The organism is Pseudoclavibacter sp. VKM Ac-2888 (assembly GCF_015351285.1).
In the GTDB taxonomy this organism is placed as follows: domain Bacteria; phylum Actinomycetota; class Actinomycetes; order Actinomycetales; family Microbacteriaceae; genus Pseudoclavibacter.
In genome coordinates this window covers 237297-257567 of sequence record NZ_JADKSM010000001.1, presented here as the reverse complement: position 1 = coordinate 257567, position 20271 = coordinate 237297, and the positions used below count along the sequence as shown (strand labels likewise).

Annotated in this window: 22 protein-coding genes and 1 riboswitch; of the genes, 17 read left to right on the top strand and 5 right to left on the bottom strand. The window is 67.8% G+C overall.

Going from position 1 to position 20271, the window contains the following annotated elements; translation table 11 throughout:
* The first annotated feature begins 75 nt into the window (after positions 1 to 75).
* The 3 genes from ITJ61_RS01255 to ITJ61_RS01245 all read left to right on the top strand — a co-directional run bounded on the left by ITJ61_RS01255 (position 76) and on the right by ITJ61_RS01245 (position 2153).
* Positions 76 to 432 (top strand): hypothetical protein, encoded by a 357-nt coding sequence (locus ITJ61_RS01255; protein ID WP_194685259.1) that lies wholly within the window; start codon positions 76 to 78, stop codon positions 430 to 432.
* A 206-nt stretch (positions 433 to 638) separates the two neighbouring features.
* The gene (locus ITJ61_RS01250; RefSeq protein ID WP_104241070.1) at positions 639 to 1481 is read left to right on the top strand and encodes an alpha/beta fold hydrolase; all 843 of its coding nucleotides are present in this window, start codon (positions 639 to 641) and stop codon (positions 1479 to 1481) included.
* A 180-nt stretch (positions 1482 to 1661) separates the two neighbouring features.
* Positions 1662 to 2153, top strand: a complete 492-nt coding sequence (locus ITJ61_RS01245) for a SixA phosphatase family protein (protein WP_104241069.1) — start codon at positions 1662 to 1664, stop codon at positions 2151 to 2153.
* Positions 2154 to 2276: 123 nt separating this feature from the next.
* Here ITJ61_RS01245 and ITJ61_RS01240 read toward each other — a convergent pair whose 3' ends face one another.
* Positions 2277 to 3461, bottom strand: coding sequence for a cation:proton antiporter (locus ITJ61_RS01240; protein WP_194685258.1), 1185 nt, complete (start codon positions 3459 to 3461; stop codon positions 2277 to 2279).
* Between the two features lie 68 nt (positions 3462 to 3529).
* Between ITJ61_RS01240 and ITJ61_RS01235 the strand changes: the two genes are divergently transcribed.
* The 5 genes from ITJ61_RS01235 to ITJ61_RS01215 all read left to right on the top strand — a co-directional run bounded on the left by ITJ61_RS01235 (position 3530) and on the right by ITJ61_RS01215 (position 7434).
* A complete protein-coding gene (locus ITJ61_RS01235; RefSeq protein WP_194685257.1) occupies positions 3530 to 4261 on the top strand; it encodes an alpha/beta hydrolase in 732 nt (243 codons plus the stop codon).
* 87 nt (positions 4262 to 4348) lie between these two features.
* On the top strand, positions 4349 to 4915 hold the full coding sequence (locus ITJ61_RS01230; protein WP_146081959.1) for a hypothetical protein: 567 nt from the start codon (positions 4349 to 4351) through the stop codon (positions 4913 to 4915).
* Between the two features lie 77 nt (positions 4916 to 4992).
* On the top strand, positions 4993 to 5556 hold the full coding sequence (locus ITJ61_RS01225; RefSeq protein WP_194685256.1) for a hypothetical protein: 564 nt from the start codon (positions 4993 to 4995) through the stop codon (positions 5554 to 5556).
* 114 nt (positions 5557 to 5670) lie between these two features.
* Positions 5671 to 7065, top strand: a complete 1395-nt coding sequence (locus ITJ61_RS01220; protein WP_194685255.1) for an NAD(P)-binding domain-containing protein — start codon at positions 5671 to 5673, stop codon at positions 7063 to 7065.
* 9 nt (positions 7066 to 7074) lie between these two features.
* Positions 7075 to 7434 carry a hypothetical protein gene (locus tag ITJ61_RS01215; protein WP_104241063.1) on the top strand — a complete coding sequence of 120 codons (360 nt, stop codon included), beginning with the start codon at positions 7075 to 7077 and terminating at the stop codon, positions 7432 to 7434.
* A 124-nt stretch (positions 7435 to 7558) separates the two neighbouring features.
* On the opposite strand, the gene ITJ61_RS01210 is transcribed toward ITJ61_RS01215, so the two are convergent.
* Positions 7559 to 8242: a hypothetical protein gene (locus ITJ61_RS01210; protein WP_194685254.1), complete on the bottom strand. Its 684-nt coding sequence runs from the start codon at positions 8240 to 8242 to the stop codon at positions 7559 to 7561.
* A 77-nt stretch (positions 8243 to 8319) separates the two neighbouring features.
* A riboswitch (SAM riboswitch) is annotated at positions 8320 to 8434 on the bottom strand.
* A gap of 107 nt (positions 8435 to 8541) precedes the next feature.
* Here ITJ61_RS01210 and ITJ61_RS01205 point away from each other — a divergent pair.
* The 7 genes from ITJ61_RS01205 (at position 8542) to ITJ61_RS01175 (ending at position 15353) form a co-directional block, all read left to right on the top strand.
* Positions 8542 to 10371 (top strand): adenosylhomocysteinase, encoded by a 1830-nt coding sequence (locus ITJ61_RS01205; RefSeq protein ID WP_194685253.1) that lies wholly within the window; start codon positions 8542 to 8544, stop codon positions 10369 to 10371.
* Positions 10368 to 11714, top strand: coding sequence for an amidohydrolase family protein (locus tag ITJ61_RS01200; RefSeq protein WP_194685252.1), 1347 nt, complete (start codon positions 10368 to 10370; stop codon positions 11712 to 11714). The genes ITJ61_RS01205 and ITJ61_RS01200 overlap by 4 nt, the downstream gene beginning before the upstream one ends.
* The gene (locus tag ITJ61_RS01195; RefSeq protein WP_323744284.1) at positions 11707 to 12231 is read left to right on the top strand and encodes a cupin domain-containing protein; all 525 of its coding nucleotides are present in this window, start codon (positions 11707 to 11709) and stop codon (positions 12229 to 12231) included. Before ITJ61_RS01200 ends, ITJ61_RS01195 begins: the two co-directional genes overlap by 8 nt.
* Before the next feature lie 84 nt (positions 12232 to 12315).
* On the top strand, positions 12316 to 13161 hold the full coding sequence (locus ITJ61_RS01190) for an ABC transporter substrate-binding protein (protein WP_194685251.1): 846 nt from the start codon (positions 12316 to 12318) through the stop codon (positions 13159 to 13161).
* A 3-nt stretch (positions 13162 to 13164) separates the two neighbouring features.
* Positions 13165 to 14061 (top strand): amino acid ABC transporter permease, encoded by an 897-nt coding sequence (locus ITJ61_RS01185; protein ID WP_323744283.1) that lies wholly within the window; start codon positions 13165 to 13167, stop codon positions 14059 to 14061.
* A complete protein-coding gene (locus ITJ61_RS01180) occupies positions 14058 to 14873 on the top strand; it encodes an amino acid ABC transporter ATP-binding protein (protein ID WP_194685250.1) in 816 nt (271 codons plus the stop codon). The genes ITJ61_RS01185 and ITJ61_RS01180 overlap by 4 nt, the downstream gene beginning before the upstream one ends.
* 69 nt (positions 14874 to 14942) lie before the next feature.
* Positions 14943 to 15353, top strand: coding sequence for a (deoxy)nucleoside triphosphate pyrophosphohydrolase (locus ITJ61_RS01175; protein ID WP_323744282.1), 411 nt, complete (start codon positions 14943 to 14945; stop codon positions 15351 to 15353).
* A 15-nt stretch (positions 15354 to 15368) separates the two neighbouring features.
* Here ITJ61_RS01175 and ITJ61_RS01170 read toward each other — a convergent pair whose 3' ends face one another.
* Positions 15369 to 16271: a hypothetical protein gene (locus ITJ61_RS01170; protein WP_194685249.1), complete on the bottom strand. Its 903-nt coding sequence runs from the start codon at positions 16269 to 16271 to the stop codon at positions 15369 to 15371.
* A 195-nt stretch (positions 16272 to 16466) separates the two neighbouring features.
* Here ITJ61_RS01170 and ITJ61_RS01165 point away from each other — a divergent pair, with 195 nt between their 5' ends.
* Positions 16467 to 16916 (top strand): excalibur calcium-binding domain-containing protein, encoded by a 450-nt coding sequence (locus ITJ61_RS01165; protein ID WP_323744281.1) that lies wholly within the window; start codon positions 16467 to 16469, stop codon positions 16914 to 16916.
* A 34-nt stretch (positions 16917 to 16950) separates the two neighbouring features.
* Here the strand turns inward: ITJ61_RS01165 and ITJ61_RS01160 are convergent, their stop codons facing one another.
* Together ITJ61_RS01160 and ITJ61_RS01155 are read right to left on the bottom strand one after the other, a co-directional pair.
* A complete protein-coding gene (locus ITJ61_RS01160; protein ID WP_194685247.1) occupies positions 16951 to 18078 on the bottom strand; it encodes a hypothetical protein in 1128 nt (375 codons plus the stop codon).
* Positions 18079 to 18154: 76 nt separating this feature from the next.
* Positions 18155 to 18715: a hypothetical protein gene (locus ITJ61_RS01155; protein WP_323744280.1), complete on the bottom strand. Its 561-nt coding sequence runs from the start codon at positions 18713 to 18715 to the stop codon at positions 18155 to 18157.
* Between the two features lie 244 nt (positions 18716 to 18959).
* Here ITJ61_RS01155 and ITJ61_RS01150 point away from each other — a divergent pair, with 244 nt between their 5' ends.
* Positions 18960 to 20264 (top strand): alpha/beta hydrolase, encoded by a 1305-nt coding sequence (locus ITJ61_RS01150; protein ID WP_194685246.1) that lies wholly within the window; start codon positions 18960 to 18962, stop codon positions 20262 to 20264.
* Positions 20265 to 20271 lie beyond the last annotated feature (7 nt).

The following is a 20271-nucleotide window of genomic DNA, read 5'->3' as shown; positions in this document are numbered from 1 at the left end:
AGTGGCCTCCGAGAATTCGCGCAGAAGTTATCCACACCTCGCCAACCGTCTCCGGAGGCTGGCTAGCATCGGCGCATGACTGCACCCAGCGAATGGATCGAGCACCGACGAGGAGACGGCGAGCTTCTCGGGTGGATGTGCCCGCGCGGCGACGGCTTCGTCGTCATCGACCTGCTCGGGCGGGAGCGCTCGGATGCCATCGACTGGCTGGAGGCCGAGACCCTCCTGGAGGAGACCGGCATCGGCTACCTCGCCGACGCCTACGAGCTGCGCCTCGAGGACGGCCGCTGGACCCGTGTGCGCATCACGGAGGTGTCGGCGATCCGCATCCGCGTGAAGCGCGAGGACTGGGGCGACATGACCGTGCCGCACAACGAGTACCTGCTGCCGTTCCCACCAGCAGGTGACCTCCGCGCAGTCCAGACGACCTGACTCACCTCGACCACGGCCCCCACCAGTCCTCGCCCCGCCCGCTGAGGCTCTCGCCTACGCACTCAAGACGGCGACGCTCGGAGCCTTCCGGCGTCACAGTCTCGGTTCGCGGTCAGGCGCGTGTCCTTGGATTGTCTCCGCGACGCCTCGCCGCACGATCTCGTCGCGGGGCCGGTCGCATTCGCCACGATGAAGGGAGCACCGCCATGGGCTACATCAAGGTCGGGACGCAGAACAGCACGGACATCGAGCTCTACTACGAGGACCACGGCGCGGGGCAGCCGGTGGTCCTCATCCACGGGTACCCCCTGAATGGGGCGAGCTGGGAGCGGCAGACGCGAGAACTGCTGGCCGCTGGCTACCGCGTCATCACGTACGACCGCCGCGGCTTCGGTGAGTCGAGCAAGGTGACCGAGGGCTACGACTACGACACGTTCGCGAACGACCTGAACGTGGTCCTCGAGACCCTCGACCTGCGCGACGTGATCCTGGTCGGCTTCTCGATGGGCACCGGCGAGCTGGCGCGGTACGTGGGCAAGCACGGTCACGACCGCGTTGCGAAGCTGGCTTTCCTCGCCTCGCTCGAGCCGTTTCTCGTGCAGCGCGACGACAACCCCACGGGCGTTCCGCAGGAGGTCTTCGACGGCATCTCCGACAACGCGAAGGCCGACCGTTTCGCCTGGTTCACGAACTTCTACAAGGACTTCTACAACCTCGACGAGAACCTGGGCTCGCGCATCAGCCAGGAGGTCGTCGACGCGAACTGGACGACGGCAACCCAGTCGGCGCCGGTCGCCGCCTATGCCGTTGTGCCCACGTGGATCGAGGACTTCCGCGAGGACGTCGCGGCGGTGCGCGCGAGCGGCAAGCCGTCGCTCATCCTGCACGGCACGAGCGACAACATCCTGCCGATCGACGCGACGGGGCGCCCGTTCCACGCGGCGTTCCCTGAGGCCGAGTACGTCGAGGTCGACGGCGCCCCGCACGGACTCCTGTGGACCCACACCGAGGAAGTCAACGCGGCGCTCCTGAAGTTCGTCAAGGCCTGACAGACCGAGCAGTCCGCACGACGTCGCGCCCCGCGCCTCCGCAGATATCAAAGATATAAAGCGGATGCGCGGGGCGCGATCGCGTAGCGAAACAGTCGCTGCCGACCCATGCAGCTCGCGAAAGCGACCGACGCGGTCAGCCTTCGACGTGTTGCCCATCTCGTTCTCTAGGCTGGCCCCATGCCCCGCACTCTGATCCTTCTCCGCCATGCCAAGGCCGAGCATCCGATGACGATCGACGACCGCCAGCGCTCGCTCGCCGACCGGGGCGTGCAGGAGGCCGCGGAGGCCGGCGACTGGCTGCGCGCGAACGCGCCGAAGGTCGACAAGGTGCTCTGCTCGCCGGCTGCCCGCACGCGGCAGACGCTCGAGACCGCCGAGATCCTCGCTCCCGCCGAGTTCCCGAGCACCCTCTACATGGGCGGCGAGGACGACTACCTCGAGCAGGTCAAGGAGACCGACGCCGAGGTGCAGACACTGCTCGTCATCGGCCACGAGCCGACCGTCTCGGGCACTGCGATCGCGCTGGCCGCCGACAAGGACTCGGAGTTGGCGCGGGAGATCCGGCACGGCTACCCCACCTCGGGGATCACCGTTCTGACGTTCCACGGCGAGTGGGATGCGCTGCGCTGGAACTCCGCGAACATCACGGCCTTCCGAGCGCCGCGCTGACCCCTCGACACCAGCCCCGTCTCTGACGGTCGCCGCACCTGACGGCCCTCACACCTGACGGTTCGGTCGAACTGCCGTGTTCCGGCGGCAATCCCGCCGCGTCCCTGCAGCAATCCCGCTGCGTCAGACGTTGGCGCTCTCGCGCCGCTTCGCGTCCGCTGGCCGCAGTGCCATGCCGAGGATGGGGAAGAGCAGCACGGAGAGCATTCCCGCCCCGACGAGCGACGATGCGAGGCCAGGGTCGAGGACCTTCTGGTCGACCCCGATCGCGGTCACGGCGACGATGATGGGCAGGGCTGTCGCGCTGAGGAGGCCGATACCCGCCCGTTCGCGGTTGCCCGCGCCTCGCGGTGCGACGAGTTGGGCGGGTAGCCCCCTGATCGCCAGCAGCAGGATGAGGAACACCGGCAGCAGGATGAGCGCGAGCTGGCTGCCGAGGAGCGCATCGAGGTTGAAGGTGACGCCCGTGTAGATGAAGAAGAGGGGCACGAGGAAGCCGAAGGCGATGGCCTCGATCTTGCTCTCGACCTGCTCGCGGTCGGCCTCCGGCGCGCTGCGCATGATGATCTGCCACATGACTCCGGCGGCGAAGGCGCCGAGGAGGATATCGAGGTCGAGCATCGCACTGAGGGCGACGAGGCAGGCGAGCGTGAAGATGACGACGCGCACCGCGAACTGACCTGAGGTGTGGAGGCTCGCGCTCACGAGCCGATGCAGGTGCCCGTGCTGCATGCGCACCGCGACGAAGATCGCGACGCCGGTGATGACGACGAACAGCGCGAGCACGAGCGTGGAGACGCCCGGGGAGCGGGTGCCGAGGAAGATGGAGATCGCGACGAGGGGCCCGAACTCGCCGACCGCTCCCATCGCGGTCGTCGCCTTGCCGAAGGGCGAGCTGAGCTCCCCAGCGTCACGGAGGATGGGGATGAGCGTGCCGAGCGCGGTCGAGCTGAGGGCGATCGCGATGATGACGGCCGCCTCTCCCGGCGCGATGAGGAACCCGGCGGCGAGGCCCATGACGAGGCTCGCGACCCAGGCCAGCGATGCGCGGGCGAGTGGGCCGCCGCCGAGGCTGCGGAAGCGGATCTCGTTGCCGGCGACGAAGAAGAGGGCGGCGAGGCCGAACTCGGAGAGCCAGTCGAGCAGGTCCGATTTGTCGACCCAGCCGAGGAAGCTCGGCCCGACGGCGATGCCCAGGAGGAGCTCGAACACGACGATGGGCACCTTCACCCAGCGCGAGATGCTGCGCGTGAAGAGGGGGGCCAGCACTGCGAGGGCCGGTATGAGGAAGACCCCGGGTTCCGACACGCGCTCAGAGTAACAGCGGGCACGCGTAGCGTGGGCGGCGATTCGGACACGAGCACTGGAGCGGATGCATGAAGCTGCACACGATCACCACCGGCGACGGCCCCCGGAAGGTGGCGCTGGTGCACGGTATCGGCGCGAGCGCCGAGCTGTGGGGCTCGCTGGCCGGGCGCATCGCCGAGTCGGGCGAGTACACGGCCATCGCCGTCGACCTGCGGGGCCACGGCGAGAGCCCGCGGGCCGAGAGCTACCGACTCGACGAGTTCGTCGATGACCTGATCGAGACGCTTCCGCACGATCTGCACAGCGCGGTCGGGCATTCGCTCGGCGGCGCCCTGCTCGTGCGGGCGGTGCCCCGGCTTCGCCCCGAACGGGCCATCTACCTCGATCCGGGGTTCAAGCTCGGACTGCCAAGCGAGGGAGTCGGAGCGCGCGTGTTCTGGGCGCTGTCCGGAGTGACGCTGCCGCTCGTGATGCTGGCGGGCGCCGCATCGGGCACGAATGACACCAAGCGGTACTCGGCAGAGACGCGGGCGCTGAACGCTCGGGCGAAGAAGCGCTTCGACGGGAAGATGACGGTGGGCATCTTCGATCAGGTCGCGCATGCTCCGTACACGCCTGCCGTCCCGGTCGTGCCATCCACGATCGTGCTCTCCGCCGAGGGGAAGGCCGTGGTTCCCGCCCCGATGCCCGCCGAGCTCGAGGCTCTCGGGTGGCAGGTGCGTCAGCTTCCCGAGGTCGGTCACCCGTTCTGGCTGCACGACGTGGATGCGAGCTACGGGGCGATCCGCGACCTGATCTGACGAGGAGTCGGGGCACTTCTCCCCCGCCCCGGGGCGGCTCGCTCCCCTAGGCTGAGCCGCACATCGATGAACGATGAAGGGGTGCGCATGCTGTCCGTGGAATTCCCGAGAGATGTCATCTTCACTGCGTCCCTGTTCGGCTTCGCGACTTTCGTATGGGCGGGGTGGGCGCAGGAGCGGCCCCGACATTGGGCCTGGCGCATCGTCTTCGGGGTGCTGAGCCTCGCCGGCGTCGCACTTGTGGGCATCACGCTGCCGACGGCGATCAGGAACTGGACGAGCGCGACGGCCCTGCGGGTCGACTCCGTGCCGTTCGCGGTCTACATCGCCATGGTGGCGGTCGAGGTCGTCGGCGGCCTCATCGCCGCGATCATCCTGTTGCGGAAGAAGAAGGGCGAGCTCATGGCGCCCGTCATGCTGCTCATCGTGGGCCTGCACTGGGTGCCGATGATCTGGGTGTTCGAGCAGCCGTTCCTGGCCCCGGTGTCGCTGTGGGCGATCGCGGTGGCGATCGTTACCTTCTTCCTGCCGAGCGAGAAGCAGGCGCCGAGTTTCTGGTGCGGCATCCTCGGGGCGCCCGTGTTCCTCATCACCGGCGTCGTCTTCGCGGTCGTCGGGCTGAACCAGTTCGCGAGCATGACCTGCGCCTGCTGAGCGAGGCGCGACGACGCGGTGACCTGGCGTTCACGGAGCGCGCTTGACGCCCCGCTTCGGGTCTAGCATCAGCCCTCATGGACTTCTTCCCGATCTTCGCCGTCGCCGCACTCTTCGCCGTGCTCGGGGTGTGGCAGGCCGGCTGGCCGGCGGCTGCCGCATCGACGGGCCAGCGGTGGATGTTCCGCGACCGCGAGCCGAACTGGAGCGACGCGTACCTCGGCTACATCAGGTTCGGCGGCGTCGTGTTCTGCCTGCTGGCGATCGCGGCCACGATCTTCGGGGGCACGCTCGTCTTCCGTTCGACGCTCGCTGAGCGGTGCCAGACCGAACTGAAGCCGGCGCTGGATGCGACCCGCAGCCAGGAGGGCTGGACTGCGTCCTCCATGCAGGCGTTCGCCGACGAGCACGAGCTGACGCTGAAGACGGACACCGAGAAGCTGGAGCTCCCCGAGCTTCCTGACTTCGGCGCGGTCTACGGACTCGACACGGAGGCGCCCGCGAAGCCGACCCCGCTCGTCACGACGACGTACACGTTCTCGACGATGGGGACGGCCATCGTCGCCGGCTCGGTGCAGACCGGCGGCTATGACTCGTCGGGCACCGAGGTCGAAGAGGACAGCGCTGTCTGCATGCCCTGAGCGGCGCATCCGCGTCGCCGGCGGCGGCGACGAGAACGCGACTTGTTAACCTGGTGGTCAGTACAGCGTCATACGTAACTCGACCAGACATACAGAACCAGGGAACAACAGAACATGAGAATTGCGATCATCGGTGCGGGCCCGAGCGGCATGGCACAGCTTCGAGCGTTCGAGTCGGCGGCAGAGCAGGGGCGGGAGATCCCGGAGATCGTCTGCTTCGAGAAGCAGGCGGATTGGGGCGGCCAGTGGAACTACACGTGGATGACCGGCCTCGACGAGCACGGCGAGCCCGTCCACTCGAGCATGTATCGCAACCTCTGGTCGAACGGCCCGAAGGAGGCCCTCGAGTTCGCTGACTACAGCTTCGACGAGCACTTCGGCCGCCCCATCTCCTCGTACCCGCCGCGGCCGGCCCTGTGGGATTACATCTCGGGCCGCGTCGAGCGCGCCGGGGTGCGCAAGCACGTGCGCTTCAACACAGTGGTGCGCTGGGTCGACTTCGACGAGGCGACGCAGCAGTTCACGCTCGTGAGCGAGGACCTGGAGTCGAAGAAGACGAGCCGCGAGGTGTTCGACCGCATCGTCGTGGGATCCGGGCACTTCTCGTTCCCGAAGATGCCGACGTTCGAGGGCCTGGAGACGTTCCCCGGCCAGGTGAGCCACGCGCACGAGTTCCGCGGCGCGGAGAACCTGCGGGGCAAGGACGTGCTGGTCATCGGCTCCAGCTATTCGGCGGAGGACATCGGCAGCCAGGCCCACAAGATGGGTGCGAGCTCGGTGACCGCGAGCTACCGGACGGCGCCGATGGGCTACGACTGGCCGCTCGGCTTCGAGGAGCGCCCGCTCGTGACGCGGTTCGACGGCTCGACCGCGCACTTCGCGGACGGCACGGAGAAGGACTTCGACGCCGTCGTCCTGTGCACGGGCTACCTGCACAAGTACCCGTTCCTCCGGAGCGAGCTGGCGCTCGACTCCCCCAACAACGTGTACCCGGAGGGCCTCTACAAGGGCGTGGTGTGGGAGCAGAACCCGCACCTCTTCTACCTGGGCGCGCAGGACCAGTGGTTCACGTTCAACATGTTCGACGCGCAGGCCTGGTTCGTGCGCGACGTGATCCTGGGCGACGTCGTGCTGCCGAGCGTGGATGCGCGCCGGGCCGACATCGAGGCCTGGCTCGAGCGCTTCCACGCGATCGGCGGGGCCGCGGACGAGATCCGCTTCCAGGCCGACTACGTGCGTGACCTCATCGAGGCTACCGACTACCCCATGTTCGACCTCGATGAGGTCGTGGAGATCTTCCTCGAGTGGAAGCACGACAAGGCGGAGGACATCATGGGGTACCGCGACCGCGCCTACCGTTCCGTGATGACCGGCACGATCGCATCCACGCACCACACGAAGTGGGTGGATGAGCTCGACGACAGCCTGGCCAGGTACCTCGCTCCGCTGCCGGCTGCGAACACGGCCGCGGACCCGGCCGCGGACTCCGCCGGCGCGCCTGCGCTCTAGGCTGGCGGGATGAAGCTCAGCCGACATGATGCAGCGATCCGCCTCGACATCCCTCTGGAGATGGCGAAGCGGAACGGCCTGCCCCCGTACATCGCCGAGGAGGCGTTGGCGGAGCTGGACGCGAACCCGCCGGCGTGGCTGGCACAGTCGCGGGCGAACCGCACGGGCAAGCGCCCCGTGTGGGCGACGCTGACGTGCGAGGTGTGCGGGACGGTGGAGAAGGTGCGGCCCAAGAAGTGGTGGCCGGAGTTCACGTACGTGTCGTGCGACAACCATGATCTCGACGAGTTGCCGGAGCCTGCCGCCGGAACGACCCGGGAGTTCTCGTATGGCATCGGGACCCGCTTTACGGGGGTCGTCGACGCGTAGGCGTCCCTGCTCCTCCTGTCCGACGCCCGCTCGAGGGCAGCCGGCGAGGGCATGACCTTTCTCTCGAAACCACTGCACGGCGTCCTGCGCCCGCTGTTCGGTGGTTTCGAGAGAACGCTGCCCCTCAGTCTCGCTCGGTCGACTTCCGGCTCAGGTGCTCGAGGTTCCTGTCGCGCAGCCGGCCGTCGCCGCGCGGACCCTCATCGCGGAAGGCGCGCCGTTCGAGCCTGCGGGCGACGCAGCTCGCGCATCCGCCCTGAGCCTCCCCCGCTCTCGTGAGCCAGACGCCGACCGCACTGGCGAAGTCGCCGTTCTCGTAGGCGGCGGGGATTTCCTTCCAGTCGCTGGGACGCAGGTGACCTGCCCGGTAGCCGATGCGCCCCTGCTCGAACCCGGCGCGCTCGAGCAGCGGCGCGGGCGATGCCCCGTTCGGCGCCTTCTCGTGGGCTTCGAGCAGGAACCGCGCGCGGCTCTGCGCCGTCACGTTGAGCAGCAGGAACAGCATCGGCGAGAAGCCGAGCTGGTGCCAGCGCCCCGCGAACTCCTGCCAGTCGGGTTTGGTGTCCACCTGCCCCTTGCGGAACATGCCGGACAGGAACGCCATGGCGAAGGTCGGCGTGCCGTGCGAGTGGGGCGGCCAGCGCAGGACGGCGAGTAGCCACTCGCGGCGGAGCTCGTGGGGCAGCCCTCGGAACGCGGCCAGGGCGTCCTGGTCGAGTTCCGCGTCCCAGTCGCGCCTCGCGTGAATGAGGTGGACGCCACGCCGGTTGCGGGTGGTGTCGCCACCTGGGGTTGGTGTTTCGGGCATGGGTGCGCTCCTCGCGGGTACGCCACGCGTTCGGCGGATGCACGCGCGGGTTGCCCCGCTCGGCACCGGCTGGTGCGTGAACTGACTTGTCGCGCACCGGGCGGTGCCGACCCGTTCTTCCCCTGGGGCACCCCACTCAGGTGGAGGGTTGCCGTGCAGCTAGCCAGGTACTTGACGCTGCAGCTCGTGAACGTGGGATGGAGGCTAGCACGAGCGACGGACGGGCATGCGATGTCGGACGGTGACGAAATCCGGTCGTGTGTCCCGAGTCGGTCGCCCGCTGTCTCTAGACTTGCGCCGTGAATGACGCCTCCTGGACTGCCGAGCGGCTTGTGCGCGCCTTCGCTGCCGCCACGAACCTGGTGATCGCCGGGCAGCGCATCCACGTCACTGGTGCGGGCGAGCTGGCCGGCGCGCTCCGCAGCCTGCTGCGCGCGCTTGGCGCGGTCTCCAGCGGGTCAGACCGGGCCGACTACGTCTTCCTGACCGCCGACGGAGCCAGTCCGTCGGCTGCTGAAGCGGACGAGCTGCCGTTCCGCGACGGGGCGATCGTTGTCGACGCGAGCGACGACGGGGCTTTTACAATCGCGCTGGGGGCACGCGGCCTCGCAGCGCTCGCGACGCGGCCGCCTTCGCAACGCTACCGCCTCGCCGACGGCCGCGGCCTCGACGTGCTCCGGCTGGACCCCGCCGCTCTGCGCCTTGACCCCGTCACTGCGCGACTCGACTCCACTCGCCGCCGGGCCGAGGCGCTCGAACCTGGCTCCGACGCGGCCGCCCGTGACGCCGACCTGCGCCTCGACTGGGCTCGCCGGTTCATGCCAGCCTCCTCGAGGGTGGCCGCGTCGCTCGCGGCAGAGGGAGTGCTGCGGGGGCGTCGCTTCGGGGTGAGCATGGTGCTCGAGCCGAAGACGGCCGTGCTCTCGCTGCTGCTCGCCGGGGCCGGGGCGCAGGTGTCGCTCTACGCGCACAGCGACGAGACCGACGACGCCGTCGCCGATGCCCTCCGGGCTCGCGGCTTCGCCGTCCACGCCGGTTCTGGCGCGGACGCCGACGGGCAGCTCGCGAACGCGCGCGCGTATCTCGCCGAGGGCCACGAGTTCCTGCTCGACGACGGCTCGCACCTCATCCGCCTCGCGGCCCACGACGGTGTCGAGCTGCTCGGTGCCGCCGAGGAGACCACGAGCGGCCTCCGCCCGCTGCACGCCATGGGCGATGCGCTGCGCATTCCCGTCCTCGCCGTCAACGACGCCCGCGTCAAGACCCGCTTCGACAACCGGTACGGCACGGGCCAGTCGTGCGTCTTCGCGATCGCCGACCTCCTCGACCAGCTCGGCAGGGGCTTCGCGGATGCACGCGTCGCGGTGGTCGGGTTCGGCCCGGTCGGGGTTGGGGTCGCGCAGCACGCGTCCGCGCTTGGGGCGGTGGTCACGGTGTGCGAGCTCGACCCGGTGCGGGCGCTCGAGGCGCGGTACGCCGGCTACGACACGGCGCCCCTCGAGGACACGGTGGGCACCGCCGACGTCGTCGTCTCCGCGACCGGTGAGCCGCAGACGATCACCGCAGCCCACCTGCGCGCGGCCGGCCCCGGCACGGCGTTTGCCGTCGCGGGCGGCGTGCTCGACGAGATCGCGCTCGACGACGCGCAGTCGCGGGGTGCGCGTCTGGAATCGCGGGCGTGGAAGGTTGACGCGGTGCTCTGGCCCGGGGTCGAGCACGGCGACCGGGCGGGCGACGACGCGGCAGCGGCATCCGCGTCCGGGTCCGCGGCCAGCTCCGTCTCCGGCGACTCCCCCGCACTGGTCCTCGATCGTGGCGGCTGCATCAACATCACCGCCGCGGAGGGCAACCCGGTGCAGATCATGGACCTCTCGTTCGCGGCGCAGCTCACGGCGGCCGGCATGCTGGCGCGCGGCGACGTGCGGGGGCCGGGTGTGCATCCGCTGCCCCCGAGCGCCGACGAGGCCATCGCGGCCGGGATGCTCGGTGCCGACGACGGGCCGAAAAGTCCGGAACTCGCGGAGACCGAGTCGGAGGCCGAGCCAGAGTCCGAACCGACGGCCCCGGGTTCGCGCCTGAGCCCGAGCTCGAGGCCCGCCTGGCATCCCACCAGATTCCCGAAAGCATGACTGGAGCGCCCGTGCAGAACGCAGCGACGACCTCGACGAACGACGTCACGGTCTATACGGCGACGCTGGTCATTCCGATCACCGCGCCCCCGATCCTGGGCGGCGCGGTCGCGGTGCGCGGCGGCAAGATCGTGCACGTCGGCGAGCGCGCCTGGGTGACGGAGTCGCTCGCCGAGCAAGGCGTCGTGGCGCGGGAGGTGCACCACGACGGCATCCTGATGCCGGGGCTCGTCAACGCGCACTCGCACCTGCAGTACACGGGCATGGCCGCGGTCGGGCAGCGCCAGTACAACGGGTTCGAGGATTGGGCCGAGGCCTTCAACCGCGATTACGTGCTCCCCCACGACTGGTACGCCGACGCTATGGCGGGCGCGCAGAGCCTGCTGCGCGCGGGCACGACCAGCGTCGCCGATATCGTCACCGACCCGACGGCGATCCCCGTGCTGCACGAGTCGGGCCTGCATGGCATCACCTACTGGGAGGTGATGAGCTGGACCAACGAGGACTGGCAGGAGCGGGGCCGTCAGCTCATCGTGGAGGAGCTCGATCGCATCCCCACCACGCCCGGCGCCGGGCTCTCCCCGCACGCGCCGTATTCGCTCGATGCGATTCCCCTGCTCGATATCCCCGACATCGTGCGCCAGCGCGGGCTGCGCACGCACCTGCACCTCGGCGAGGCCGCGTTCGAGGGTGAGCGCGATGGCAGCGGCGTCGACGGCGAGCCCTGGCAGATGGTGAAGCTCGAGAGCTTCCGGGCGATGCGCTCGGCGGGCTTCGGGATGAGCGCGACCGAGTTCGTCGACCAGCTCGGCGTGCTTGGCCCCGACTGCCACGTCGCGCACGGCGTGTACATGACGGCATCGGACCGGGCGCTGCTGCGCAAGCGGGGTACGAGCGTCGCCCTGTGCCCGCGGTCGAACGAGGTCATCGGCCTCGATGCGCCGCCGGTCGCGGAGTACCTCGTGGAGGGCAGCCCGATCGCGATCGGCACTGACTCGCTGTCGTCGAGTCCGTCGCTCGACCTCATGCACGATGTCGCGACGCTCGTCGAGGTGGCACGCTCGCAGGGGTATCGGGGCGACGACCTGCACGAGCGGATCCTGTCGGCGGCGACGCTCGGCGGGGCGCACGCGCTGGGCCTCGACCTCGGTCCCGACCGCACCGGGTACCTCGCCGTGGGCGCGCGCGCCGACCTGGCGTTCTTCGACGTGCCCGTGGTGTCGGTGGCTGACGGTATCGTCGCGCTCGCCGAGGCGGGGGCAGGCCGTGCGTCCGCGACCATGATCGGCGGCGAGCTCGTCTGGGCCGCCGACACCACTGAGCTGGAGGTTTCACGTGGCTGAGCAGGAGAACGCAGAGCAGCAGCAGGGCGAGACGCAGGCGACTGCAGTCGAAGGGTCAGTTACGCAGGGGCGTCATGATGCGGATACGCGCGAGCCGTCCGCCATCCCCGCGCGCGCCAGGGAGCTGGGCCTCGAGCCGCACCCCGAGGGCGGCTGGTATCGCCGCACGTGGACGTCGGGCGACCGCCTGCAGACCCCGAACGGCGAGCGGCCCGCGGCCACGCTCATCCACTTCCTGCTCCCACCTGGCGAGTCGTCGGCCTGGCACCTCGTGACGAGCGACGAGATCTGGATGTGGCACGGCCCCGGCTCGCTCGAGCTGCAGCTGGGCGGCAACGGGTCTGCGCCGGATGCCCGCGAGCCCGTCACGCTCGACCTCCGGCACGCGCAGGCCCTTGTCCCCGCCGGGCACTGGCAGCGCACGCTGCCGGGCGAGGACGAGGTGCTCGTGAGCTGCCTCGTCTCCCCCGGTTTCAGCTTCGACGATTTCACGCTGGTCGACGATCACGAGGCGTGAGCCTGCCTTGCCTGCAACCAGGCGTAATGGGCGCATGCCTGCGTGCGCCTTCCCCTATCTTCAGCAGTGAACGAAAGGCTTGTCATGACTCTCTCCTCCCGCATCCGCAAGGGCGCTGCCGCCGCTGGCGTCATCGCCGCACTGTTCGCGCTTTCCGCGTGCTCCGGCACGTCCACGACTGAGCCGGCTGCCGAGGGTGACGGGCTGCAGACGCTCACGCCCGGCAAGCTGACGATCGCGACCGGCGAGCCGGCGTACTACCCGTGGGTCATCGACAACGCTCCGGAGACGGGCGAGGGCTTCGAGGCCGCCGTCGCGTTGGCGGTTGCCGAGGAGCTGGGGTACGCGCCGGAGGATGTGGAGTGGGTGCGCACCACCTTCGACAGCGCCGTCGCGCCGGGGCCGAAGGACTTCGATCTGAACCTGCAGCAGTTCACGATCTCCGAGGAGCGGAAGAACGCCGTCGACTTCTCGTCGCCGTACTACACGACGACGCAGGCGATCATCACGACCGAGGGGTCGAGCGTCGCGGACGCTGCGTCGATCGCCGATTTCGCGGACGCCAAGGTTGGTGTCGCCGCGGCATCGACGAGCTACTCGGTCGCGAAGGATGCGCTCGGCAAGGATCCTGAGGTCTTCAACTCGAACGAGGACACGGTGCTGGCGCTGAAGAGCGGCCAGATCGACGCGCTGGTCACCGACCTGCCGACGGCGTTCTACCTCACCGGGGTGGAGCTCGAGGATGGCAAGATCATCGGCCAGTTCGACTCGACCGAGGGTGGCGACGAGTTCGGCATCGTGCTGCCGAAGGACTCGGCGCTGACGGCGCCGGTCACGGCCGCCGTTGATGCGCTGCGTGACAACGGCAAGCTCGGCGAGCTCGAGACCGAGTGGCTCGAGACGTCGGTTGACGTTCCGACGCTGAAGTAGCTCGTGTCGCAGGTCCCTCCTCCTCCCGACGTGTCGGCGAGCGCCGCGGCCGCCGAGCCGTGGTCGCCGAGTGCGATCGAGCTCGAGCGGCGCGCGTTCCGGCGACGCCAGTCGCAGCGTTCGGTGCTGGTGGCGCTCGTCTCGACGCTCGCGTTCGCGGTCATCGTCTGGGCGACGCTCATCAACACGCCTGGCTGGGCGGCGGTGTCGGAGACGTTCTTCGATCTCGACTACGCGATCGAGGTGCTGCCGACGGTGCTCGAGGGTCTGTGGTTGAACATCCGCGTGCTGGCCGTCGCCGTGGTGGGGGTCGCGATCTTCGCGACGCTGCTGGCGGTCATCCGCACGCTGCGCGGACCGGTCTTCTTCCCGTTGCGTGCCGTCGCGACGGTGTACACGGACCTGTTCCGGGGCATGCCGATCATCATCGTGCTCTACCTCGTGGGTATCGGCGTTCCGGCGTTGGGCATCTTCCCTCGCGTGGATGCGGCCGTCTGGGGCACCCTCGCGCTTGTGCTCGTGTACTCGGCGTATGTCGCCGAGGTGCTGCGGGCGGGCATGGAGTCGGTGCATCCGACGCAGCGCGTGGCCGCGCGTTCGCTTGGCCTCTCGCACGCTGCCACGTTGCGCCTGGTGGTGATGCCGCAGGGTGTGCGGAAGGTGACGCCGGCCCTCATGAACGACTTCATCTCCATGCAGAAGGACGTCGGCCTCATCTCGATCCTGGGTGCGGTGGATGCGGTGCGGGCCGCGCAGATCGAGACGGCGCTCACCTACAACTACACGCCGTACGTGGTCGCGGGTCTGCTGTTCGTGCTAATCAGCCTGCCGATGATCCGTCTCACGGATTGGTACACGGCTCGGGCGCAGAAGCGCGAGCAGATCGGGGGCACGGTATGAACGACGTGTATGCGTACGACGACGAGCCTGCCGCCGCGGGCGCTGCTGCATCCGCTGGCACCACCGGTGACCTGAAGCCGGTCCTGGAGGTTCGGGGCGTGCACAAGCAGTTCGGTGACGTGCAGGTGCTGCGCGGCATCGATCTTTCCGTGCTGCCACATCAGGTGATCGTGCTGGTCGGGTCGAGCGGTTCGGGCAAGTCGACGCTGCTGAAGACGATCAACCTGATCGAGCGGGTCGACGATGGGCAGATCTTCCTCGACGGCGAGGACATCTCCGACCCGCGCGCGAACGCGGACGCGGTGCGGAGCCGCATCGGTGTGGTGTTCCAGCACTTCAACTTGTTCCCGCACATGACGGTGCTCGACAACGTGACGTTGGCTGCCCGAAAGGTGCACAAGACGCCTCGGGCTGAGGCAGCGGCGCGGGGCACGGCCATCCTCGAGCGCGTGGGCCTGGGTGCACATGCGACGAGTTACCCGGATCGCCTGTCGGGTGGTCAGCAGCAGCGGGTGGCGATCGCGCGGGCGATCATGACGGAGCCGAAGGTGCTGCTGCTGGATGAGATCACGAGCGCGCTCGACCCGCAGTTGGTGGGTGAGGTGCTGGATGTGGTGCTCGAGTTGAAGGAGCAGGGCGCCACGATCCTGATGGCGACGCACGAGATGAGCTTCGCGCGCCGCGTCGCCGACCAGATCGTGTTCCTCAAGGACGGCGTGCTCATCGAACGCGCCGCGCCTGAGCAGTTCTTCACGAACCCGCAGCGGCCCGAGACGGTGGAGTTCCTGTCGCGGGTGAACCTCGGGGCGTAGGTGGGGGCAAAGTCACGGTATCGACTGCCACAACTCGCCGACGCACGAAAGTTGGACCAGACTGTCAACGTGACCACCGGACGCGAGACAACGATTACAGTCGTCGCGGGCGTTTTTCTTCAAGATGGAAACGTGCTCGCTTGCAGACGAGGCTCGGACAAAAGTGGGGCCGGATCATGGGAGTTCCCCGGTGGCAAAGTGGAACCTGGCGAGACACACGAGGTGGCGCTTGCTCGGGAGATTTCGGAGGAACTTTCCATCCAGGTCAACGTTCTAGAACTCGTCGATCGTTCGAGGACGACGCTGCAAGATGTGACCATCGACCTCAGCTGCTATTTCGTCGAGGCTCTTGAAACTGAGCCCAGCAGCAGCACGGACCACGATCTTCTGCGCTGGGTCCCGATTAGCCAGCTCGCGGCTCTCGAATGGGCGAAACCAGATCTTCCAACTGTGGGGGCACTCATACGGAGCGTCGGCTGAGCCGAAACGCCCCGTTCACCAGTCGCTTTCGACGAAACCCTCTCCCACGCGCGTGTGGACCCGAACGTTGAGCTCGCGACAGAGCTCTGAGAGGTCGTCTTCCATGCGACCTGGCATGAGGATCGCCGGTTTCACGGGGTAGCCGGCTCGCCGCGCATTGTGCGCGTAGTCGAGCGACTGCCCAATGGCCGTGCGAACGTACGAGCGAGCGGTGGATTTCTTCGCCTCGATGACTTCGCCCGCGGTGCTGTCGTAGAAGTCTGGACGGATCCGAGTGTTTCCGACTGTCAGCGACATAGACTGAACCACATGGTTCTTTGACTTCAGCCAGGTTCCGAATGCTGCCTGGAGATTGAATTCGACCCTCGATATCTCCAGTTCACGAGGCTGCAGCTCGACAGTGAAGCCTCCCCATTCGGGCATGACCCAATCAGCGATGACGACTTGTTCAGCCTCGGGCGCGCCACTCGGCATGAGCCGCGCCACGTCCGCGTCGACCGGAGCGAGTAGGAAAATGATGCCGCGGCGGGATCCCCCTTCTACGTCCGGTATCTCCTGGTACTCGAACGCCGGGTCAGCAAGGGTGAAAGCGCCGACGTAGGTGGCATCAACTCCCCGCACTGTGAAGAGCCTGATCAGTCGACCATCTTGCACAGAGGACATGATGGCTGCGTTTCCGCGAAGAAACTGCTGATTACCGAGGGTTCCTTCACCCGTATACGCGTAGATTCCGTCGGCGCGGAGGCCTTCGTGGAGGTCGTACCCATATCGCTGCCCCTTCTTGGGGTCCGTGAAGATGAGGATATTCGGGTTTCCACGGGGAGTCGATATTCCCTGCTGTTGTTGCCCGCCCAGCATCTCGTGGATTCGGCGTCGCCGAAGGGTCTCACCGATGCGTATGGGCCAGGGGAAATCCACGTTTCTAGACTAGCCATAGCCGTGCACGAGGAAAAGCTCGCGGGTGCGTCGAGTTCAAGCCACACGCGCGTTCTCCCTCTCCGCTCAGAGCTGAGCACCCAATTACCCAGCACCCGGGCAATTCACGACATGAACTCTGGTCGCATATGCTCGCCCGGTCTTCCTCGCTCTCCCCCATCTCTGGAGCCCCTCATCGTGCACTCCCCTCGCGCCCCTAAGTCGCGCCTGCCCCGCCACACCCTCTTGGCTGCGGCAGCGGCCCTTTCGATCGTCGCGTTCGGAGTGCTCAGTGGATGCGCGTCCGCGAGCGAGCCAGTCGCCGAGCCAGCCCCAACGGTCACCGTCACGGCGACGGCCACGCTTCCCGTCGAGACGGTGACAGTCACCGTCACAGCGACCCCTGAAGTTGTCGTCCCAGCTGAAGAAGTCAGCGTTCCCGAAGCGGCGCCCGCGGCGCCGGAGCCCGCACCTGAACCCGAAACGGCGCCAGTGCCGCTCGCCGCGGAACCCGTCGAGCAGCCGTCAAACGTTTACTACAAGAACTGCACCGCAGCTCGCGACGCAGGCGCAGCACCCGTCTACTCCGGGGATCCTGGCTACGGCCCACACCTCGACCGCGACGGTGACGGCATCGGCTGCGAGTAGCCAAATCGTCACCGGGTCTCGAACCAACAGCGGGTCAAGAGCGAGAGCGTTGAAACTGCAGTCGAGCAGTCGGATGCTCGAAGGACGCAATGATCTCAGCGTCTGATGCGGGGAGACTAAGTTCTACCAGGTACGGCGGCTCCGGCACCTCAGGCTCGTCGACGAATTGGCCCGCGTCCCAGCGGTCTCGGGTAGCTTCGACATCTCTCTCGTAAGAATCCCACTGCTCTGCCGTGGGCTCCGGGTCCGACGGCACCACCTGAATCTCGAGAGAGAACTCGGCCAGAACGTCGTCGACCGTCGGCTGCACAAGCATGCGAGTCAACACGAGACGTTGCCATTCGTTCTCGCAGGAGTCGACAACCGCGTCGAAGGCGCTCTGGGTTCGTGCATCCCATGCACGCGCGAAGAGTTCTCGAGGCAAACCGATTCGCCGCTCGACGTCCATGGGCGGGAAACGACCATGGATACCTTCGAAGCCATCCACATTCTGGTCTTGCTGCCCCTGCTCGAAGGCACGCATCTGCTCGAACGTCACGAACACGGCCGTCACCTCGCCGCTCTGCGTTCGCGAACCGATCCACTCACCAAGGGCCTCATCAATTGGATCCCCCTTGGCTGCAGCTTCCACCATCACTCGTTCGGTGGCTGCCCTCCACTGAGCGTCAGCGTCGTCCGAGGCTTCAGATTTGTCTGTGAGCTCTGGGGCGTTCCCCGGCTCCGATTGTTCCTCTTCGCTCAATGGCGCAAAGTGCTCAGAACACCGCTCAGCGTTCGAACGCATCATGCGCTGCATCTCAGCGCGGCGTTCGATTGCGGCCTCGGGGCTCGCCGCCTGCTCGAGTTCAGGCAGACCGTTGACCGGGTTCAGCTGCAGCACCAAAGTGCGTGCCTTCTCTCGGGCGATAACTGCAGGCCATATCCCGGCGATTACCGCGGCGCTCGAAGCCGGCGACACCTCGAGCACGAAGACCAGCGCCGAGTATCCGCCATCGAGAGCCACCAGTCGCGCCCGCGAGTCTGTTGCCCCGGGAACACGCTCAAGCCCGGGCGCGGAATCCGCACCGAATTTGAGCATCCGCCTGAAGAGCGTCTCGAGGGCTTTTCGTGCCTGCGGGTCAGCTTCGATACTGCGCTGACGGTTGACATAGATCGACGTCATCAAGCTTCTCCCCCGTGCAGCGATCAGCTTCCAACCATAGAGGCGACTGGTCCTCGCGTGAGGGCGGGAAAACAAGTCAGCTCGTCTGCACGCACCCCGGCGGCAGCGAGTTCCCGCTGATGGCGAAGTCGTCGCAGGTGAGGAAGTGCGCCTGGTTGAGGCCGAGCACGTAGGCCACCACGACGATGCCGCCGACCACGGCGACGATCAGCCAACGCCGATGCAGTGAGGTGCGGTCGACGAAGTCGGGCCACACGATGCGCAGCAGCACCCAGAGGGTGAAGGGCACGCACACGAGCACGACGAGGATCGCGGCGAGGTCCACGAAGGCGACACCCAGGTTGCCCGAGTCGTCGTCGACGAGGAAGTTGAGGACCAGCCACATCGTCGGCACGAGCAGCAGCCCCGCGCGCCACAGCCTGCCCCACACCCTCCGCCGTTCGAGGAGCACGAACACGAACGCGGCTGTCGATGCCGCCCAGAACCCGAGGATGTCGTCGAAGAACACCTCTCCCCACGCTCCGAGCGTGAACGCCGGCCACCAGGCGACCGCCGCCATGCCCACCATGACGACGCCGAGCGGTACGTCGCGCTGGCGCTCGTCGACGGGCTCGTCGACCTTCCCTGGGGTGCTCACCCTCGAAACGTAGCGCCGATGCCGTCGACTCGGAAGCCTCCGCGGCGACCCGCGGTCCCGGCCGAGCGCTTGTGCGTGATCTCAGCCCCACATCCACCCATCGCCACCCAGCAATTCGCTCCGCCTTCGCGTGTAGCTTTCTCTCACCCCGTGTGAGAAGTTGAGTCCACCGGCACCCGAGATTCACCAGAATCCCCGTAGCGCTTCGTACGAAGGAGCACCAGATGTCGTTCCCCGCGCGCGCATGAGCGCCATTCTCGAGCTGCCCATCGTCGACTCGCCCGCGATGTGGATCATCTACCTCGTCGCGGTCGCCCTCACGATCACGCTGCTCGTGCGGGACCCCGACCCGAAGTGGTTCGTGCGCGCCTCCATCGGCGCCGTCGCGGGAGCGCTTCTCGGCATGGGCACCTACTTCGCCGGCAACCTGCTCGACCTCTTCGGCGTGAACCTGCCCCTCATGGTGGGCGTGTGGACGACCGCCATGTTCGCGGGCGTCGGCCTCGCCATCGCCTCCTTCCCGGACGCGAAGCCGTGGCGCAAGGTCGTCGCGAGCGTCGCCATCCTCGCCTACCTCCTCGCGGGAGCAACCGGCATCAACGCGTTCTACGGCCTCAACCCCACACTCGGCTCCGTCTTCGGCGACGTCGAAGAAGCGCAGATCTCACTCCCGGACTCCAACCCAGACAATCGGGCCGCCCCCGCGCAGCCCATCGCGGCAACCTGGCAGGCACCCAGCAACATGCCCTCCGTCGGCGAGCGCGGCTCGGCCCCCATCCCCGGGACCGAATCCGGCTTCGTCGCGCGAGACGCGGGCATCTACCTGCCCCCGGCGGCTCTGGTCGACAACGCCCCCGCTCTCCCCGTGGTCATCATGATGATGGGGTACCCGGGAAACCCCGACGGCACGATCATCAGCGACGTGCTCGACGAGTTCGCGGCCAAGAACAACGGCCTCGCGCCGATCGTCATCATCGCCGACCAACTCGGCGCCGCCGGCGTCCAGGACCCGGCCTGCGCCGACTCCGCCAAATACGGGAACGCCGAGACCTACATCACAACGGACGTCGTCAACTGGGCGAACGCGAACCTCAACGTCATCAAAGACCCCAAGTACTGGACCATCGCCGGCTACTCGAACGGCGGCGGATGCGCCGCGAAATACGGCGCAAAGCACCCCGACCTCTTCAAGAACGTCATCAGCGTCTCGGGCGAGGAGTTCCCCGGTTCCGAGGGCGCGGATGCTGCGACCGCCGACATCTACGGCGGCGACACGACCGCTTTCGAAGCCTCGAAGCCCATCAACATCATGAAGGCTGCCCCCGCCGGCAGCTACTCCGGTATGACCGCGATCTTCACCGCCGGCAGCGAAGACCCCACGTTCGCCGCGGCGGCAACGGCCGTCTCGCAAGCGGCCGAGGCAGTCGGCATCGCCACAACCCTGTTCCTCGTGCAGGGCGCCGACCACGGCGGCGACGCCGTCAGCGGCGGCCTCACCCAGGGCTTCGACGTGCTCTACCCCGTGCTCGGACTCTCTACCGGCACCTGAACGAGCT

Excerpts from the sequence above, each read along its gene's own strand:
- ITJ61_RS01255 (WP_194685259.1), top strand. The coding sequence starts at position 76 with ATGACTGCACCCAGCGAATGGATCGAGCACCGACGAGGAGACGGCGAG.
- ITJ61_RS01250 (WP_104241070.1), top strand. The coding sequence starts at position 639 with ATGGGCTACATCAAGGTCGGGACGCAGAACAGCACGGACATCGAGCTC.
- ITJ61_RS01245 (WP_104241069.1), top strand. The coding sequence starts at position 1,662 with ATGCCCCGCACTCTGATCCTTCTCCGCCATGCCAAGGCCGAGCATCCG.
- ITJ61_RS01235 (WP_194685257.1), top strand. The coding sequence starts at position 3,530 with ATGAAGCTGCACACGATCACCACCGGCGACGGCCCCCGGAAGGTGGCG.
- ITJ61_RS01230 (WP_146081959.1), top strand. The coding sequence starts at position 4,349 with ATGCTGTCCGTGGAATTCCCGAGAGATGTCATCTTCACTGCGTCCCTG.
- ITJ61_RS01225 (WP_194685256.1), top strand. The coding sequence starts at position 4,993 with ATGGACTTCTTCCCGATCTTCGCCGTCGCCGCACTCTTCGCCGTGCTC.
- ITJ61_RS01220 (WP_194685255.1), top strand. The coding sequence starts at position 5,671 with ATGAGAATTGCGATCATCGGTGCGGGCCCGAGCGGCATGGCACAGCTT.
- ITJ61_RS01215 (WP_104241063.1), top strand. The coding sequence starts at position 7,075 with ATGAAGCTCAGCCGACATGATGCAGCGATCCGCCTCGACATCCCTCTG.
- ITJ61_RS01210 (WP_194685254.1), bottom strand. The coding sequence starts at position 8,242 with ATGCCCGAAACACCAACCCCAGGTGGCGACACCACCCGCAACCGGCGT.
- ITJ61_RS01200 (WP_194685252.1), top strand. The coding sequence starts at position 10,368 with ATGACTGGAGCGCCCGTGCAGAACGCAGCGACGACCTCGACGAACGAC.
- ITJ61_RS01190 (WP_194685251.1), top strand. The coding sequence starts at position 12,316 with ATGACTCTCTCCTCCCGCATCCGCAAGGGCGCTGCCGCCGCTGGCGTC.
- ITJ61_RS01180 (WP_194685250.1), top strand. The coding sequence starts at position 14,058 with ATGAACGACGTGTATGCGTACGACGACGAGCCTGCCGCCGCGGGCGCT.
- ITJ61_RS01160 (WP_194685247.1), bottom strand. The coding sequence starts at position 18,078 with ATGACGTCGATCTATGTCAACCGTCAGCGCAGTATCGAAGCTGACCCG.
- ITJ61_RS01150 (WP_194685246.1), top strand. The coding sequence starts at position 18,960 with ATGAGCGCCATTCTCGAGCTGCCCATCGTCGACTCGCCCGCGATGTGG.